Origin of the sequence: Halopenitus persicus, from assembly GCF_900107205.1 — an archaeon.
Classification (GTDB): domain Archaea; phylum Halobacteriota; class Halobacteria; order Halobacteriales; family Haloferacaceae; genus Halopenitus; species Halopenitus persicus.
On sequence record NZ_FNPC01000002.1, the window covers coordinates 118,948 to 136,234 of the forward strand.

The 17,287-nt window shown below is 68.8% G+C and carries 17 protein-coding genes and 2 tRNA genes; 5 read left to right on the forward strand and 14 right to left on the reverse strand.

Annotated elements, in window-relative coordinates; all coding sequences use genetic code 11:
* Nucleotides 1-75: 75 nt before the first annotated feature.
* Both BLV25_RS03575 and BLV25_RS03580 read right to left on the reverse strand, forming a co-directional pair.
* Nucleotides 76-1,554, reverse strand: coding sequence for an FAD-dependent oxidoreductase (locus tag BLV25_RS03575; protein WP_092730923.1), 1,479 nt, complete (start codon nt 1,552-1,554; stop codon nt 76-78).
* A gap of 191 nt (nt 1,555-1,745) precedes the next feature.
* Nucleotides 1,746-2,192: a MaoC/PaaZ C-terminal domain-containing protein gene (locus BLV25_RS03580; protein ID WP_092730925.1), complete on the reverse strand. Its 447-nt coding sequence runs from the start codon at nt 2,190-2,192 to the stop codon at nt 1,746-1,748.
* 135 nt (nt 2,193-2,327) lie between these two features.
* Here BLV25_RS03580 and BLV25_RS03585 point away from each other — a divergent pair, with 135 nt between their 5' ends.
* Nucleotides 2,328-3,314 (forward strand): cation transporter, encoded by a 987-nt coding sequence (locus BLV25_RS03585; protein ID WP_176819433.1) that lies wholly within the window; start codon nt 2,328-2,330, stop codon nt 3,312-3,314.
* A gap of 42 nt (nt 3,315-3,356) precedes the next feature.
* Here the strand turns inward: BLV25_RS03585 and BLV25_RS03590 are convergent, their stop codons facing one another.
* The 4 genes from BLV25_RS03590 to BLV25_RS03605 are packed head-to-tail and all read right to left on the reverse strand — an operon-like array spanning nt 3,357 to nt 5,643.
* Nucleotides 3,357-3,959 (reverse strand): zinc ribbon domain-containing protein, encoded by a 603-nt coding sequence (locus BLV25_RS03590; RefSeq protein WP_092730928.1) that lies wholly within the window; start codon nt 3,957-3,959, stop codon nt 3,357-3,359.
* A gap of 57 nt (nt 3,960-4,016) precedes the next feature.
* Nucleotides 4,017-4,340 (reverse strand): NifU family protein, encoded by a 324-nt coding sequence (locus tag BLV25_RS03595; protein ID WP_021075274.1) that lies wholly within the window; start codon nt 4,338-4,340, stop codon nt 4,017-4,019.
* Nucleotides 4,341-4,392: 52 nt separating this feature from the next.
* Complete coding sequence (locus BLV25_RS03600) at nt 4,393-4,851, reverse strand: universal stress protein (RefSeq protein ID WP_021075275.1); 459 nt, start codon at nt 4,849-4,851, stop codon at nt 4,393-4,395.
* A gap of 24 nt (nt 4,852-4,875) precedes the next feature.
* Complete coding sequence (locus BLV25_RS03605) at nt 4,876-5,643, reverse strand: hypothetical protein (RefSeq protein ID WP_092730930.1); 768 nt, start codon at nt 5,641-5,643, stop codon at nt 4,876-4,878.
* Between the two features lie 146 nt (nt 5,644-5,789).
* Between BLV25_RS03605 and BLV25_RS03610 the strand changes: the two genes are divergently transcribed.
* On the forward strand, nt 5,790-6,431 hold the full coding sequence (locus BLV25_RS03610; RefSeq protein WP_218128600.1) for a histidine phosphatase family protein: 642 nt from the start codon (nt 5,790-5,792) through the stop codon (nt 6,429-6,431).
* A 93-nt stretch (nt 6,432-6,524) separates the two neighbouring features.
* On the opposite strand, the gene BLV25_RS03615 is transcribed toward BLV25_RS03610, so the two are convergent.
* The 7 genes from BLV25_RS03615 to BLV25_RS03645 all read right to left on the reverse strand — a co-directional run bounded on the left by BLV25_RS03615 (nt 6,525) and on the right by BLV25_RS03645 (nt 15,399).
* Nucleotides 6,525-7,028 carry a dihydrofolate reductase gene (locus BLV25_RS03615; protein ID WP_092730932.1) on the reverse strand — a complete coding sequence of 168 codons (504 nt, stop codon included), beginning with the start codon at nt 7,026-7,028 and terminating at the stop codon, nt 6,525-6,527.
* Between the two features lie 151 nt (nt 7,029-7,179).
* Nucleotides 7,180-7,599, reverse strand: a complete 420-nt coding sequence (locus tag BLV25_RS03620; protein WP_092730934.1) for a NusA-like transcription termination signal-binding factor — start codon at nt 7,597-7,599, stop codon at nt 7,180-7,182.
* Nucleotides 7,599-8,834, reverse strand: coding sequence for a DNA-directed RNA polymerase subunit A'' (gene rpoA2 / locus BLV25_RS03625; protein WP_021075280.1), 1,236 nt, complete (start codon nt 8,832-8,834; stop codon nt 7,599-7,601). Before rpoA2 ends, BLV25_RS03620 begins: the two co-directional genes overlap by 1 nt.
* Nucleotides 8,827-11,757, reverse strand: a complete 2,931-nt coding sequence (locus tag BLV25_RS03630; RefSeq protein ID WP_092730936.1) for a DNA-directed RNA polymerase subunit A' — start codon at nt 11,755-11,757, stop codon at nt 8,827-8,829. The genes rpoA2 and BLV25_RS03630 overlap by 8 nt, the downstream gene beginning before the upstream one ends.
* A gap of 18 nt (nt 11,758-11,775) precedes the next feature.
* On the reverse strand, nt 11,776-13,605 hold the full coding sequence (rpoB, locus tag BLV25_RS03635; RefSeq protein ID WP_021075282.1) for a DNA-directed RNA polymerase subunit B: 1,830 nt from the start codon (nt 13,603-13,605) through the stop codon (nt 11,776-11,778).
* Nucleotide 13,606: 1 nt separating this feature from the next.
* The gene (locus BLV25_RS03640) at nt 13,607-15,172 is read right to left on the reverse strand and encodes a DNA-directed RNA polymerase subunit B'' (protein WP_021075283.1); all 1,566 of its coding nucleotides are present in this window, start codon (nt 15,170-15,172) and stop codon (nt 13,607-13,609) included.
* A complete protein-coding gene (locus BLV25_RS03645; protein WP_021075284.1) occupies nt 15,169-15,399 on the reverse strand; it encodes a DNA-directed RNA polymerase subunit H in 231 nt (76 codons plus the stop codon). The genes BLV25_RS03640 and BLV25_RS03645 overlap by 4 nt, the downstream gene beginning before the upstream one ends.
* Before the next feature lie 284 nt (nt 15,400-15,683).
* Here BLV25_RS03645 and BLV25_RS03650 point away from each other — a divergent pair.
* A tRNA-Asp gene (locus BLV25_RS03650) sits at nt 15,684-15,756 on the forward strand.
* A gap of 31 nt (nt 15,757-15,787) precedes the next feature.
* A tRNA-Asp gene (locus tag BLV25_RS03655) sits at nt 15,788-15,860 on the forward strand.
* Nucleotides 15,861-16,066: 206 nt separating this feature from the next.
* On the opposite strand, the gene BLV25_RS03660 is transcribed toward BLV25_RS03655, so the two are convergent.
* Nucleotides 16,067-16,327, reverse strand: a complete 261-nt coding sequence (locus tag BLV25_RS03660) for a hypothetical protein (protein WP_256335644.1) — start codon at nt 16,325-16,327, stop codon at nt 16,067-16,069.
* A 160-nt stretch (nt 16,328-16,487) separates the two neighbouring features.
* Here BLV25_RS03660 and BLV25_RS03665 point away from each other — a divergent pair, with 160 nt between their 5' ends.
* Nucleotides 16,488-17,216 (forward strand): fumarylacetoacetate hydrolase family protein, encoded by a 729-nt coding sequence (locus BLV25_RS03665; RefSeq protein ID WP_092730938.1) that lies wholly within the window; start codon nt 16,488-16,490, stop codon nt 17,214-17,216.
* The last annotated feature ends 71 nt before the right edge of the window (nt 17,217-17,287 follow it).

Consider the following 17,287-nt stretch of genomic DNA (forward strand, 5'->3'; position numbering starts at 1 on the left):
CGTGGCGTGGCGGAACGTCGGCGGGTCCCCGTCGACGCGAGGGCGCCGACGCGCGATCGACGTCGCTCGTTCGACTCACTCGGCGTCCGGGAGCCGGCCGTTCAACACCTTCGCCGCGACCAGAACCGGGTCCCAGACCGGGCTGAACGGCGGCGCGTAGGCGAGGTCGAGCCGCTCGAGCTCCGGCACGGTGAGGTCGGATTCGAGCGCCGTCGCGAGCGTGTCGATCCGGATCGCGGCGCGGTCGGTCCCGACGATGCTGCCGCCCAGCAGCCGCCCGGTCTCGCGGTCGGCGGTGAGCGTCACCGTCGTTTCGGCGGCGCCGGGGTAGTACCCTGACCGGGAGCCGGCCGTGACGGTCTCCGAGACGGGATCGAAGCCGGCCTCCCGTGCCCGACCGTGGTCGATGATTCCCGTCCGGCCACACTCCTGCTCGAAGGCCTTCACGGCCGCCGTACCCGCGATCTCGCCGACCGGCGTCGGCGTCCCGGCGACCGTGTTCCCGATCGCCCGCCCGGCCCGGTTGGCCGTCAGTCCGAGCGGCACCCAGTCGGGCTCGCCGGTCACCGCGTGCCGCATCTCCGCGCAGTCGCCGGCGGCGAACACCCGGTCCGCCGTCGTTCGGCCGTACTCGTCGGTCGCGATCGCGCCCGACGCGCCGCGTTCGATCGGGGTGCCGTCGACGATCCCCGCGTTCGGCCGCACGCCGATCCCGATCAGCGCGAGATCCACCGGCACCCGTTCGTCCGCGGTGACGACGGCCTCGACCCGGTCCGTCCCGGCCAGCCGTTCGACCTCGGTCCCGGTCCGGACGTCGACGTCGTGGTCGGCGAGCGTCGCCGCGACCGTCTCGCCGACCGCGTCGCCGAACTCCGGCAGCAGCCGGTCGGGTCGCTGGAAGAGATGTACGTCGAGGTCGTGCGCGCTGAGCGCCTCGGCCATCTCGACGCCGACGTACCCGCCCCCGACGATCGCGGCGCTCGTCGGCGGCTCCATCGCGGCGTACCGCTCGACTCGCTCGGCGTCGACGTACTCGACGTCCGGGATCGCGGTTCGACCGCCGTCATCGCCGCCATCGCCGCCATCTCCATCACCGCCGCCGTCGCTCTCGCTCGGTGGCGTGAGAAACGCCCGCAGCGCCGCGGCGGCGTCCATACTGTGTATCGTGAACGCGCCGGTCAGGTCGGATCCCGCGATGGGATCCGCGACCGCGTGTGCGCCGGTCGCAACGAGGAGATCGCCGTACGGCCGCTCGAACCGGCCCGACTCACCCTCGACGGTCACGGTTCGGTCCGCGACGTTCACCCCAACGACCTCGTGGCGGCGTCGAAGGTCGATCCCGCGGTCGGCGACCGCCTCGGGGGTCAACGAGAGGAGGTCACGCAGGGAGTCGACCTCGCCTTTCACGTAGTAGGGCATCCCGCACTGCGCGTAGGACACCCACGTTCCCTTCTCGAAGACGATCACGTCCCGGTCCGGCCGCTCCCGTTTCAGCTTGCTTGCGGCGCTCAGCCCCGCGGCGTCGCCGCCGATGACGACGAATGGGTCGGTCATATCCGATCCCTCTCGACGGATCCCGATAAGTTCCCACGTGAGCTCGAGGTAGCCTGCCCCATCCCGAAACGAGGTCGGCTCGGTGGCTCCCGACGGCGTCGTCCCGAGCGGATCGACCCTCGAGCTTTCGGACTCCCGAGCGACCCGGATCCGGAGCGCTCAGCCCCGGTCCGTCTCCGGTCCCCGAGCGTTCACACCTCCGGGTCGGCCTCGCGCCGTTCGAACAGCAACAACGGGTGCATCCGCAACACGGGCTCGTCGTCCCCGTGGACCGTCACGTCGAACTCGACCAGTCCGGTCCGCGGGGACCGCTCCTCCGTCCGGGCGACCCGCGTTTCGACCGCGAGCGTCTCGCCGGGCCGCACCGGCGCGGGCCACCGCAGCTCGTCGATCCCGACCGCGCCGACGAACGCGGCGTCGGCGGTGAGATGCTCGGCCATCAGCCGGATCGTCACCGCGAAGGTGTGGAGTCCGCTCGCGATGAGCCCGTCGTAGCGTGACTCGCACGCGCGCTCGGCGTCGGTGTGGAACGGCTGCGGGTCGTACTCCCCCGCGAACTCGACGATCTCCGACCGCGTCAGCGTTCGGCTCCCGAACGCGGCCGTCTCTCCCACGGGAAAGTCCTCGAAGTAGCGCATCGGCGATGCCCGCCGATCCGGCCGCTTGCCCCATACGTGTTCCGCCGCAACTTTTATTCAACTTAAATACTGGTGCATTCTATCGGTGGATTGATGATCGCGGGCGGCCGAGTTCGGGCAGAGGCCGGGAACACGATGTCGACCACGACGCAGGAATCACCGACGACGGACTCCACCGCGGAGGGATCTCCGACGCAGGGATCCCACGCGCACGAGCACCGCTGTCGACGCTGCAGGGACGGGGCGGACCCGGAGGACGCCGTCGGCCCGTCCGCGCCGTCGAGAACCTACGCACCCGAGGACGCGGCCCACGTCGTCTTCGAGGTCGACGGGTTCGACTGCCTCGACTGTCCCACGCGGATCGAGGCGGCCCTCGAGCGGCTCGCGGGCGTTCACGGCGCGACCGCGAGCTACGGCACCGGGACGGTGGGCGTGTACTACGACGCGGACGTCCGCGCGCCCGCGGACCTCGTCGACCGACTCACCGACGTCGGCCGGACGGTCGAGAGCCGCGACGACGCCTTCCGGAATCGCCGTGCGCGCCAGTGGGCCGGCGCGCGGTTCGCCGCCGGCGTGCTGGCCGGGCTGATGGCGCTCGTGCCGTACGCGAGCGTGGTCTACCCCATACGGTTCGAGTGGCTGCTCGGTCCCGAGATCGCCGCGCTCCTTCGCTCGGGGCTGGCGACGACCGGCGGCTTCAACTTCTATCTGAACGTCGCCGTCCTCTCGGGGATCGTGTTGCGGTTCGCCGGCAAGCCGATGCTCGACCGCGCCCGCGCGGCGCTTGCCGCCGGGACCGTGACCCCGTCACTGGTCGCCGCGGCCGTCGCCGTCCCGGCGTACCTCTACAGCGCGGCGGTCGTGGTCGCCGGGCTCACCGCCGCCGTCGACCTCTCGACGACGCAGGTCCACTTCGACGTGGTCGTCCTGGTCGTCCTCGCGTGGCTGGCGGTCCAGCACGGGCTCGGACTGGAGGCGCCGACCGACACGACGAACGCCGGTCCGTCGTCCACATCCCAGGTCGACGCGTCCGCGGACGTTCCTGCGCCGTCCGCCACGGGGGGTGCGGATCTCGACGATGGCGCGGCGTTGAACGACGGCGTCGCCCTCGAGAACGATTGAGGGTGGAGTTCCGGGTCCCGAGGCTCGGATCGGACTCGCTGTTCACGGCGTTCCCAGCGTTTCGTGGCGCCGATAGAGATAGATCGCGCCCGCGATCATCCCGACGAACCAGATCGCGAGCACCAGCACCCAGACGGCCGTGTTCGGGTCCCAGTCACTGTTGGCACGGACGTACTGCATATCGAAGTACGCCGACGCCGGAAGCCCGATCCACGCTACGAGGACCAACAGTCCCCCAAGGGCGCCGAGCGAGCCCCCCACCCCCGATACCACGAGCAGCACCGCCCACAGCGCGGTCGCGCCCGCGACGCCGTACCACCACGTGTCGGAGACCGTCGTCCCGCTCGTTCCGGCCGCATCGGCCGTTCCGGTTCCGCCCGGCGCGGATCCGGCTGCTGTCGTCCCGGCTGCTGCGGTGCCGGTCGAACCGGGCCCGCCGCGGCCCGACCGACGGCCGCTGGCGCCACTCGCGCGAGTTCCGCCGCCGGCACCCCCGGCACGCCCGCCGCCGGCGACCTCGTTGCGAACGCCGCAGTTGGGACACAGTTCCGCCTCCCGCTTGATCGCCTCGCCGCAGCTGGTGCAGTACACCTCCTCGGCTCGCAGCGACCGGTCCGGCGGACCGCGATCCGAGCGTCGCGACATATCCGTTCGTTGCCGGTCGATCCGTATAAGTATGGCCGCGCGGGCCCTGCCGGGCGGCTAGAAGTGGTCGGCGGCGTCGGTCTCGTGTTGCAACTCGCCGCCGCGACCCCCTTCGACGGTCGATGCGCCCTGGTCGCCGGTGGAGGGGACGCGAACCGTCACGTCGGTGACCTCCTCGAAGTCCGCGAGCAGGTCGCGTTTGATGTTCGTCGCGGTCACGTTCGAGATCCCGCAGCCCGAACAGGTGCCGCCGAGCTCGACGACGACCTCGCCGGTCTCGGGGTCCGCCTCGCGGACGACGCTCGTGCCGCCGTGCATCCGGATGATCGGCATCTGCCCGACCATCCACGTCTCGATCCGGTCCGCCAGGGAGTCGCTCATCACTCGCCCTTCGGGCCGGAGCCTTTGGAACCTTGCGGTCGATCCGGGCTCCTCACCGCGTGTCCTCGCGGACGAACGTCACGGGACACGGCGAGGAGAGCATCACCGTCTGGGCCACGCTCCCGAAGACGGCCTTCCCCGTCGGCGACCGCTTTCGTCCGCCGACGACCACCCGGTCGGCGGTCACCTCCTCCGCGAGGTCCGCGATCGCCTGGCCGTGCTCGCCGACCGCGCCGCGAACGCGGTAGTCGACGCCGGCGTCCTCCATCACGTCGGCCAGATCGCGGATCGTGGCGTGACGCTTCGCGACCCCGTCCGGCGTCGCGTCCTCGCTTCCCGGTTCGATGTTCAGCCGCTTTCGACTCTCCTCGAGGGCTTCCTCGGTGAAGACGTGGGTCAACACGACCTCGGCTTCACACGGTCCCGCGACGTCGACCGTCTCCTCCGCCAGTCGACGCACCTGTTCCTCGCCGTCCGTTCCGACGCCCAGTAGGATCGTATCGATGCTCACGAGTCCTATTATCACCTTATCCACCTAAAATCGGTCGGCTCCCGATTCCGGCGGTCGGTCCCCCGGTGGTCGCCCGTAGTCGAGGAGCCACACCCGACCGTTCCAGCGACCGACGTTTTCGGGCTTTACTTCGTCGAAGTGCACGCGGTCGGCGTACGGCTCCAGCGCGGACCGGACCGACTCCAGAACGCGCTCGGTGTCCGGTCCGTCCGCGTCCGGCACCCGGGCCCGCGGCATCACGACCCAGTCATCGTCGGGGTCCCAGTTCAGAACCGGGAGGAAGGGGTGGCCGTCGATCGCGGCGGAGAGCTCCCGCTCCCGGCGGTTCTGCCGCCGACCGTCCCCCATCTCCGCGCTCGGACCGTATCGGGCCAGCTTGATCGCTCGACTGCCGTCGCCGGCCGCGGCGTCTACGATCCGGTCGTCGCCAACCCCCCGATCATCGACCGCATCGTCCTCCCGATCGCCGACCACATCGTCCTCCCGATCGCCGACCGCGTCGGCCGCGATCGCGCCGGTGAGCACGACGCGTCCCGTTCCCACCCCGAGCCGGGAGAGGCCGAACCGCTCCTCCAACGCCGAGAGCGCCGCGTCCTCGCCCTCACACAGCTCGAAGAAGTACGGCAGCTCCTCCCCGCCCGGCCAGTACCACGTCCGGCCGCCGTACTCCCACCGCCGATTCTCGGCGGCGGACGCCGCGAGCGCCTCCCGCCTTGCCGTCCGCATCCGACTGACGGTGGCGGCGACCGCCTCTCGAAGGGCGGACGGCAACGCCTCGTCGCTCGGCGACATCGTTCGACGCCGCTAGGCACCCGGCCGACAATAACGTGTCGCGATCACCGCGTTCATCGCTTCTCCACTCCACATCCCTCCACACCTCCCCACACCCGCCCACACGAGGGCGAATCCCTTTAGTCACGATCCGCCAAAACCAACCCGTGTCCGAGATCCTGTTCGTTCGTCACGGCGAGACCGCCTGGAACGCCGCCGACCGCGTGCAGGGCTGGGCGCCGGTCGGCCTGAACGCCGCCGGCAGACGACAGGCCAGTCGCCTCGCGGAGCATCTCGCGGACGAGATCGGGACGGCCGACGCCGCCCTCGTCACCTCCGATCTCGCCCGTGCCCGCGAGACGGCCGCGCCGATCGCCGACGCGCTCGGCGTCGAGCCGACGACCGACCCGCGCCTCCGCGAGCGGGACTTCGGCCGCTATCAGGGGCTCGACGCCGAGGGGCTCTTCGAGCGGTTTCCCGAGCTCGACCTCCTCGCCGAGGGGTCCGATGCAACGACCTACACCCCCGACAGCGGCGAGAGCTGGGTCGACGTCCGCGAGCGCGTTCACGCCGCGTTCGCGGACCTCCGCGGGCGCGCGCCGGCGAACGACGCCCCGATCGTCGCCGTGACCCACCACAACCCGATCCGGCTGGTCTGCGGTCGAGTCAGGGGGCTCGACGTCGTCGACGCGCTCACCGACCAGTCGTTCGCGAACGGGTCGGTGACCCGCATCCGCGTGGCCGACGACGGTCCGACCGACCGGATCGCCCTCGTCGACCACACACCGGCCGACCCGGACGCAGCGTGACGCTCGGCCGGATCGGACCGACCCCGATGCCGCGTGTCGCCGACCTCCGACGGCCCTTCTTTGCGTGAGGCCGACGTTCCGACGGGGTCCGCCCTACCCACCTCGGAGCGCCGCCGTCGGCGCCGGATCGCGGTTTCGGTACCGAAGGAGGTCGAACCGGTCGTACGCGACCGTCTCCGCCACCTCCCATCCCGCTCCGAGATACGGGAAGTGCGCGTCGCCGCCGCTTCGCTCCGGGATCTCGGAGACGTACGCGCCGGTGGCGTAGGGGACGTATACCCGGTAGATCGCCTCGCCGCCGTTGACGAATACTCGATCGGCGTCAGTCTCCTCCGCCCGGTCGATCGCCGCGGCCGGGTCGGTGACGAAGCTGACGCCGGGATCCGCCGTTTGGCGCGTGGCGTCCCGCGTCAACACGATCACCGGATCGCCCGGTGGGTCGCTCATCTGGTCGAACGTCCGTCTCCCTATGATCGCCGGCCGGTCGCCGATTCGGGCGCGGTACTGGTCGATGTCCTCGGGGTACTCCCAGGGAACGTCCTCGCCGGTCCCGATCGCGCCGTCGCGGTCCACCGCCGCGATGAGGTCGATCTCCATGCCGACGGCTAGCCGTTCGAGCGTGGAATAGTCGTCGCCGATATCCGGGTGGCCGGTCGTTTCGGATCCGATTCGGTCGGATCTGGCCCGGTCGTTTCGGATCCGGTCCAGTCGGATCGGATCCGGTTCGGTCGGGTCAAATCTTGTCCGGTCAGGTCAGCTGGACGTCGTCGACGTCGAAGTGGCGCTTCGCGAGCGTCCGCGCGGTCTCGATCGCCGTCCCGTCCTCGCCGATCGCCACGCCGCGGTCGGCCTCCGCGACCTCGACGTAGGCGACCCGGTCGTTCTGCTCGGAGATGGTCACCGCCCGGACCGCCGCCGGCGCGAGCGCGCTCGCGACGAACGCCGCCGCCGTGTCGGCGTCCTCGACGAGCTCGATCGACTTGCCGATCCGCTCCTCGGCGCGCTTGACGGTCTCGCCGCCCTGGCCGATCGCGGCCGCCATCTCCCCGGCGGGAACCACGAACACCAGCCGGTCGCCCTCCACGAGGCAGTCCGTCGGGGTCACGCCGGTCACCTCGTCGAACCGGGCGATGTACCGCCGAGCCTCGTCGGAGAGCTCCACCCGCATCAGTCGTCCGCCGGACCGGAGCCGCTCGCTCGCGACCCCATCCGGAGGTCGACGTCGCCGGTGCCGATGGAGACCGGCTTGCCGGCGATGACGTTCTCGATGACCCCGTCGAGCTCGTCGTACTCGCCGTGGACCGCCGCGTCCAGCAGGTGGTTGACCGTCACCTCGAAGGCCGCCCGCGCGAGCACCGAGTCCTTCGAGCCGGAGATGCCGTGGCGACCGATCGACTCGATCTCGCCGTTGTTCGTCATAATGTCGGCGACCAACATCAGGTGGCGGATGTTCACGTCGTCGAGGCCCTGCTCCTCGAGGGTGTTCATCGTCTCGTCGATGATCGCCTCCCGGGCCGCCTCGACGCCCAGGTTGCGGTAGATCTCGTGGATGTTGTTACACGTGGTTCGGGTGTCGTCGACGCCCTCGATCGAGAGCACGTCGCCGAAGGCCGACCCCTCCGTGTAGAGGACGAACTCCTCGCCGTCCTCGAGTTGCTCCTTCCGGATGACGACGCGTTCGACCTCCTCGATGCCCTTGAAGACGACGTCCCGGAGCTGCTCGACGAGCTGGAGCAGCTCGCGGTAGCTCGGCTGGTTCGGGCCGAACTCGATGACCGTTCCGGCCTGTCGGGTGTCGACGCCGAGCGCGTCCTCGATCGTCTCGCTGATGATCCCCGCCACCTCGGTCGGGTCCGAGTGGGTCGGCCACCGCTCCAGCAGCGTCTCGTCGTTCAGGTCGATCCGGACGAGCATGTCGGCGACGTTCGTCGAGACGTCCCCGAGCGCGAGGATCCTCGTCGACTCGATCGACCAGACGACCTCGTGGGCCTTCTCGCGGTCGGTCGCGTACTCGCCCTCGAGGTGGACCGTCATCATCGGCGTGTCCGGCGTCTTCCGGGCGTCCACCAGCTCGATGAGCCGGGGGAGCCCCTGCGTGACGTCGATCTCCGCGACGCCCGCGTAGTGGAAGGTGTTCATGGTCATCTGCGTTCCGGGCTCACCGATCGACTGCGCGGAGACGGTGCCGACGGGGTCGAGCGGCTCGATTCGGGTCTCGAGATACCGGTTCTCGACGCCGGTGATGATGTCGGCGGCCTGCTCGGTCGTGATCCCGCCGTGTTCGTCGGCCTTCTCCTCGATCGTCTCGTAGACGCGCTCCTTCAGCCGCCGCGAGAGCTCGGTGTCCTCGATCAGCGCCGCGATGTCGTCGGTGACGTGGTCGTATGCGTCGGTCTCAGTCATCGGAGTCCACCCCCAGGCCCTGCGCCTTGTTCAGGCCGGGCCCGGCGTGTTCGGAGATGTTCGTCGGACGCTGCTTGCGGCCGAGGAACTCCTCCTTCTCGGCGTCGTCCTCGAACTCGGCCGTGAGCACGCGGTCGGCGATCCGGTCGACCTCGATGTCGTTGTCCTCGGAGGAGGAGACCTTGATCGGGGAGGTGCCGTCCTCGCCGAACTCGAACTGGACGACCGTTCCGGAGGTGTCCCGGACCGAGCCGTCGTACTGCGCCTCCAGTTCGGAGAGCGCGTTGATGAGCCGGCGCTGGAGGTAGCCGGACTTGGAGGTCCGGACCGCCGTGTCGACGAGCCCCTCGCGGCCGCCCATCGCGTGGAAGAAGAACTCACGCGGCGTCAGGCCGGCGCGATAGGAGTTCTCGACGAAGCCGTGCGCCTCCGCCGAGAGGTCGTTCGGCTGGTAGTGCGACAGCGTCCGGTCCTCGTAGCCGCGGTTGATCCGCTCGCCGCGAACCGCCTGCTGGCCGACGCAGCCGGCCATCTGCGTGAGGTTCAGCATCGACCCACGCGCGCCGGAGCGTGCCATCACGACCGCCGGGTTGTCGTCGCCGAAGTGCTGGTCGGCGATCTCGCCGGCCGAGTCCCGGGCCTTCCCGAGCGTCTGCATGATCTTCATCTCGAGGGTCTCGTCGACCGTCCGACCGGGCAGGCTTTCGAGCTCGCCCGCCTCGTAGGTCTCGATCAGTTCCTCGATGTGGTCGTAGGCGTTGTCGATCGCCTCGTCGACCTGCTCCTCGGCCTCGGGCGGGATCGACTCGTCGTCGATCCCGATCGAGAAGCCGAAGTGCATGATCGCCCGCATCGCCAGCGCCGCGACCTCGTTGATGAACACGCGGGCGCGCGTCTCGCTGTAGACCTTGGTGATCGTGTCGACGACGTCGCCGCCGAAGGCACCGACGGCGTCCTCATCGATCGTCCCCTCCACGAGCTGGCCGTTCTCGATGACGACGTCGTCGCCGGTCGAGGAGGTGAACTCGAGCTCGAGGTCGTCCGGAAGCAGCTCCGAGAACAGCGAGCGTCCCGTCCAGTACTCCGTGCCGTCGTCGTCGATCCCGTCCGGCTCGGGCAGCTCGTCGACCCGCGTCGCCCGGAGCAGGTCGAGCGCCTGCGTCTCGGTGAACTCGGGGTTGGTGTGGGTGAGCAGGTAGGTGCCGGAGATGTGGTCCTGGATGGCGCCGATGATGTTCTCGCCGAACCGCGGCGAGAGGATCTGCTCCTGGACGCGCATCAGCACGCGCGCCTCCGCCCGCGCCTCCTCGTTCTGGAGGGCGTGCATGTTCATCTCGTCGCCGTCGAAGTCGGCGTTGTACGGCGGACAGACCGTGGTGTTCAGCCGGAACGTCTTGTACGGCATCACCACGACCTCGTGGGCCATGATCGACATCCGGTGTAGCGACGGCTGTCGGTTGAAGATCACGATGTCGCCGTCGATCAGGTGGCGGTTGACCTCCCAGCCCTCCTCGACCTTCTCGGCGAGCTCCTCGCAGTTCTTCTCGGTCACCTTGAGCCGGCGGCCGTCGGGCCGGCGCACGTAGTTCGCGCCCGGATGTGCCTCGGGACCGTTGTGGACGTACTGGCGTGCCTCCTCGACGTTGCGTTCGGTGACGTTCAGCGTCTGGGTCATCTCGGTGGCGACCCGGTCGGGGACGCCGACCTCGTTGAGCGAGAGGGTCGGGTCCGGCGAGATGACGGTCCGGGCCGAGAAGTTCACGCGCTTGCCCGACAGCGACCCGCGGAAGCGCCCTTCCTTGCCCTTCAGCCGCTGTGAGAGCGTCTTCAGCGGTCGACCGGAGCGGTGCCGCGCCGGCGGCGTTCCGGAGATCTCGTTGTCGATGAACGTGGTGACGTGGTACTGCAGCAGCTCCCAGAGGTCCTCGATGATGAGCTGTGGCGCGCCAGCCTCGCGGTTCTCCATGAACCGCTGGTTGATGCGGATGATATCAACGAGCTTGTGGGTGAGGTCGTCCTCCGACCGCTGGCCGTTGTCGAGGGTGATCGACGGACGGGTGGTCACCGGCGGAACCGGGAGGACGGTCAGGATCATCCACTCCGGACGGGAGTTCTCGGCGTCGATCCCGAGCACCTCCAGGTCCCCGTCGGGGATGTCCTCGAACCAATCGCGCACGTCGGAGGGCATGAGCTTGTTCATGTCCTCCTCGGTCAGGTCGACGTCGAGCGCGCGCTCGATCGCCCGCCGGTCCTCGTCGCGGGGGCGGAATTCCCCCGCCATGATGTCGTTGATCCGGTCGAGCGCGATCCCCGTCTCGTCGGCCAGCTCCGACGGCGTCGTCCCGGTGTCGTCCTCGTCGTCGGGGTCGGGCTGCATCGCCTCGGCGATGCGCTCGGAGTACTCCCCGGAGAGGACGTCCTGCACCTCGTAGTAGGTCGTCGGCTTCTCGTGTTTGATGTCGGCCTGCGGCTCCCCGCAGAAGGGACACGTCGATGCCTTTCGGGCCTGCCGGACGGCCGCCTTCAGCACGTCCGTCTGGTCGTCGCCGAGCTCGCGTGCCCGCTCGTAGCGGTCGCTGAACTCCTCGCGTTCGTGTTCCTCGAGCGCGAGCCGGCCGCACTCCCGGCACGTCGACCGGAGCAGCCGCCGGATGAGCTTCGTGAAGCCGACGTGGATGACCGGCGCCGCCAGCTCGATGTGGCCGAAGTGGCCGTTACACGACCCCGAGTGGGAGCCGCAGGTTCGACACTCCAGCCCCGGATCGATGACGCCGAGCCGGGGGTCCATCAGCCCCATATCGATGGGGTAGCCGTCGTCGTCGTAGGTGTCCGCCGTGATGACCTTCGTGGCGGACATGTCCCGATACGTCTCCGGGTCCATCAGCCCGAAGGAGATACCGCCGAGTTGTTTCGGTGTTTGCATTGACATGTGTGTGGTCTCCTAGACCGCGTCCTCCAGTTCGAGCTTCGGGCGAATGCCGAGCGCGATCATCTCGTCGAGCAGGAGCTTGAACGCGTAGCTGACCTCCAGCTCGTGGATGTCGTCCTCGTCGCCGGTGACCGGGTCGTACACGCGGCGCTGTTCGCGGTCCTCGACCGCGACCAGCCCCGTCTCCGCGGAGATGTACACCTGCTCGGCGTCCGAGGACTCGAGCAGCCGCTCGTTGAGCACCATCGCGGCGCCGTGGCCGATGACGGTGTCCCGCTCCATCTCGCCGACGCGCAGGCCGCCCTCGCGGGCGCGCCCCTCGGTCGGCTGGCGGGTGAGCACCTGCACGGGGCCGCGCGAGCGGGCGTGCAGCTTGTTCGACACCATGTGGTAGAGCTTGTGGTAGAAGATGGTGCCGACGAAGATCTCCGCCTCGATCTTCTCGCCGGTGACGCCGGAGTACATAACCTCCTTGCCGGAGGACTTGAAGCCGTTCTCCTCGAGGGAGCCGCGGAGTTCCTCCTCGTCCTCGCCCTGGAACGGCGTCCCGTCGACGCGCTCGCCGCGCAGCGATCCGACCTTGCCGCCGAGCATCTCGAGCACGTGGCCGACGGTCATCCGCGAGGGCAGCGCGTGCGGGTTCAACACGAGGTCCGGAACGAGCCCCTCCTCGGTGAAGGGCATGTCCTCCTGGGGCGCCAGGTGGCCGACGACGCCCTTCTGGCCGTGTCGGGACGCGAACTTGTCGCCCAGCTCCGGGATCCGCTCGTCGCGGACCTTCACCTTCGAGAGCTTGGATCCGTCCTCGCCCTCCATCAGGGTGACCGTGTCGACGACGCCGTCCTCGCCGGACCGCATCGTGACGGACGTCTCGCGCCGCTTCTGCGGCGAGAGGCCGCCCATGTCGTCCGGCTCCTCGAGGAACCGGGGCGGGCTCGTCTTGCCGAGCAGGACCGAGGACTCGTCGACCTTGGTCTCGGGATTGACGAGGCCGTCCTCGTCGAGATGCGTGTACGCGTCCTCGCCGCGCGCGCCGCGAACGTCCTGGCTCGGGATCTCGAAGCGGTCCTCCTGGCCGCCGGGGTACCGGCGCTCCTCGCCCTCGTAGGTCCGGAAGAAGTGCGAGCGCGCGAGCGCGCGGTCGACCGAGCCCTGGTTCATCACGAGCGCGTCCTCGATGTTGAACCCCTCGTAGGACATCACGGCGACGACGAAGTTCTGTGCCGCCGGTCGGTCGTCGAAGTTGATCTGCTCGGTCGTCTGGGTCTTCACCATCGACAGCTGCGGGTAATGCATCAGGTGCTGTCGGGTGTCCGGGCGGATCCGGTAGTTCGCGGAGGGCAGTCCGAGCGACTGCTTCATCATCCCCGCGCCCATCGTGATCCGCGGGCTGGCGTTGTGTTCGGGATACGGGATCATCCCGGCGCCGATCCCGAAGATGAGCTGCGGATCGATCTCGAGATGGGTGTGTTCCTCGGTGACCTCGTCCTCGTCGACGGCGACGTAGACGTCCTCCTCCTCCTCGGCGTCGATGAACTCGACGTAGCCGCGGTCGACGAGGTCCTGAAACTCGAGGTCCTCGTCCTCGAGCGCGTCGATCTCCTCGTCGGACAGCAGCGGCTCGCCGTCCTCGACGACGATCAGCGGCCGGCGGGCCCGCCCCGCGTCCGCGTTCACGATCACTTCCCGCGTGCGGTCCTTCACCGAGACGTTGACCATCTCGGAGACGTCGCCGCGGCGCCGTGCCTCTCGGATCTGTTCGGCGAGCTCGTCCGGGTCCGGATGCGTCCCGACGAGGCTCCCGTTGACGTAGACTTTCGCTTCGCGTTCTGATGATGCCATATCAATCGTCCGCCGTCGTTCGGTCGACGCCCTCGATGCCGGGGATCCCCTCGACACCCATCGACGCCAGTTCGCGTTTGAGTCCCTGTTCGTCCTCGACGTCCTGTGACAGCTCCATCGCCTGCGCGAAGTTCTTCACGAGCCCACAGTTGGGCCCCTCCGGCGTCTCGGAGGGACAGATGCGACCCCACTGGGTCGCGTGCAGGTCCCGCGCCTCGAAGTGCGGCTGCGAGCGCGACAGCGGCGACCGGAGCCGACGGAGGTGCGAAAGCACGCCCATGTAGTCCGTCCGGTCGACGAGCTGGGAGACGCCCGACCGGCCGCCGACCCAGTTGCCCGTCGCGATCGGATGTTCGAGCCGCTCGGTCAACACGTCCGAGCGAACGACCGTGTTGACGGTGAGCTCGCGGTTCCGCATGTTCGCCCGCTCGAGCTGGTACTTCACGTCACGCGCCAGCTTGTTCAGCGCCGTCCGGAAGAGGTCCTTCATCAGGTCGCCGGAGACCTTGAGTCGCTTGTTCGCGTAGTGGTCCTTGTCGTCGGACTCGCGGCGCCCAAGCGCCAGCTCGAAGCACGCCTCCGCCATCCGGCAGAGGTAGTAGGCCTTGTTGATCCGCACGTCCTCCTCCTCGACGCCCTCCTCGTGGAGGTGCGGCAGGAGGTAGCGGTCGATCACGTAGTTGGCCCGCTTCAGCTGGTAGTTCTTCCCCTGGCCGCTGGCGACGCGCTTGCCGAGCTCCTCGATGGCCTCCTCCTCGGTCTGGACGGACGCCTCCTCGAGGTTCTCGAGCATGTACTTCACGATCTCCGGGTCGTCCGAGACGCGATGGACGATCTCCTCGTCCGACTCGAGCCCGAGCGCGCGCACGAGCGTGACGAAGTCGATCGACCCCGAGACGGACGGGAACGAGACCTCGAGCAGCCCCTCGCGGTTGCGCTCGCACAGCACCAGCGCGCGGTACCCGCGCCGCTGGGAGAAGGTCTTGGCGACCTGGATCTCGTCGCCGTACTTCGTGTCGTACTCCGCGAGGATCTTGTTCGGCGCCAGGTCCTCCGAGGTCATCAGCACGCGCTCGGAGCCGTTGACGATGAAGTAGCCGCCGGGGTCAACCGGGTCCTCGCCGATGTCGATCAGTTCCTCGTCGGAGAAGCCGGCCATGTTGCACTTCTCGGAGCCGACCATGATCGGCATCCGGCCGACCTTCGTCTCGGTGGAGTCGACGACCGTCTCCGGCTCCTCCTCGCCGCCGCGCACGATGGACATCTCCATGAACACCGGCGCGGAGTAGGTGATGTTCCGAAGGCGGGCCTCCTGGGGATACAGCAACTCCTCGGAGCCGTCGGCCTCGCGAACGCGCGGGGTGACCATCCGGACGTCGCCGAGCTCGACGTAAACGGGCTCTTGCCCCTCCTTGTCGCCGATGTCGGTCTCGATCGTCTCCTTCTCGTCGACGACGTCCTGCATCCCGCGGTTCAGGAAGTTGTTGAACGAGCGGAAGTGGTGTTCTGCGAGCCGTTCGTCCGAGAAGTATTCGCGCGAAACGACGCGTCGGTCTTCCCTGTTCATGAGATCACGAGTCGATATACGATCGCTTGGTCGGTCGTCCGCGACTCCCGGACGATCTTGACGACGTCGCCCGGCTCCGCCTCGTCGGGCAGCGCCGGGTCGGTGCGTTTGATCCGCGGCAGGTCGGTTTTCGATACGTTGTACTCCGCGAGCACCTCCTCGACCGCCTCCGGGTCGTCGAGGAGCTCGTGGTCCGGAACGAGTTCGTGGTCAGTTACGTTTACCATGGGTGATGGGGGAAGAAGCTATCACGAGATACTACAGGTCGTTATTCTCCCCACGCTCATAAGAGTTGCCAACCGAGGCGGGTAGCGCCGCTCCCGGCGGCGGGCGAGTGATACGCGAACACACGGCCGGTCGGCATAAAAGGGTGACGCCGCTCCCGGATCGAATCGCCCCGATCGAGGCCCGAGCGTCGGCCGAGACCGACCGATCGAATGGGAGCGATCGACACGCCTGCGCCGGATGACAAGCCTTATTTGTGCTACTCGGCTACCCGAGAGTGCAGCAGGCCCGGATGGTGTAGTGGCCCATCATACGACCCTGTCACGGTCGTGACGCGGGTTCAAATCCCGCTCCGGGCGCTCCCGCTGCAACCGACGCGACCACCCGGCTGCCCGGATGGTGTAGTGGCCCATCATACGACCCTGTCACGGTCGTGACGCGGGTTCAAATCCCGCTCCGGGCGTTTTTCGACGAACGACACGGCGAGCTGAGGAGCCGTTTTATCGGCGGTCAAGGAGAATACCCCGGGGCTTGACCCCGAGGCGATTCACGTCATCGTTGAGCGCGCGTGCGAAGGGATTTGGATCCGAGGACGAGCGAGCGGAGCGAGTCCTTTCTACGTCGACGAACGAGGAGCGATGGCCCACGCGTTCGTCGGCGTGCGACCGCTCACTCCTCCTCGAGAAGGCCCATATCGCGCGCCACGAGGTCCGCCAGCCGGTCGGCGATGCCCGGCGCGACCTCGGCGATCTCCTTGCCGTCGTGGCGGTTTCGGTTATGGCGGTCGATCGCGTCGGCCAGCGACGACAGCGGGACGCGCGTCGTCGTCTCGCAGGCCGAACACCGGATCGGAACGGTCGGCTCGTCCCCGTCGGCGTCGGTCCGCCCGATTCCGTCGACGGAGTCGTCCGTCTCGCTGGTGTCGCTCATTGACGATGCGGTGGCACCCGGCCGACATAAACACGTTGAACCGGTCGCTGCCGCTGGCTCGGTCGCACCCGCTGGCCCGCGCTCGACCGCCGAATCGGGCGCCCTCGCCGCCGCGATGAAGGGGAATCCTTATCGCCCCGATCCGCGATACCGTTGCACGATGCGCACCGCACGCTTCCGCGATCCGGCCGGCACCGTTCGAACCGGCGAGTGGACCGACGACGGTCTCCTCGCCGCGGGCGAGACGTACGACGTCGACGCGGTCGAGTTCCTCCCGCCCGTCTCCCCGAGCAAGATCGTCTGCGTCGGGTTGAACTACGCCGACCACGCGGCCGAATCCGGTAACGAGGTGCCGGACCGGCCGCTGCTGTTCTTGAAACCGCCGAACACGCTGTCGGCGCACGGCGACACGGTCACGCTGCCGACGGGCCCGGACCGGATCGACCACGAGGCCGAGCTGGGCGTCGTGATCGGCCAGCAGTGTCGCAACGTCGACGCGGCGGACGCCGCGGACGCCATCGCGGGCTACACGTGCGTGAACGACCTCTCCAACCGCGACGACCAGCGCCGGGAGCAAAACTGGGTCCGCGGGAAGGCGTTCGACAACGCCGCCCCGATCGGCCCGGTCGTGGCCGACCCCGATCTGGTTCCCGACGACGCGACCATCGAGTGCCGCGTGAACGGCGAGACGCGACAGTCCTCCAGCATCGACGCCCTCAGCTTCTCGCCCGCGGAGCTGATCGCCGAGGTCACCGATCTCATCACCCTCGAGCCCGGCGACGTGATCGCGACCGGAACCCCCGCTGGCGTCAGCCCGCTTGCGGACGGCGACGAGGTCGTCGTCGAGATCGAGGGGATCGGCGCGCTCGAGACGACCGTTCGGCGCTGAGGCCGGCTCGCCGACGCGATCCATCCTTTTTCCACACCAACCACACCGCTTATTCGCTCCCCCGTCCAACC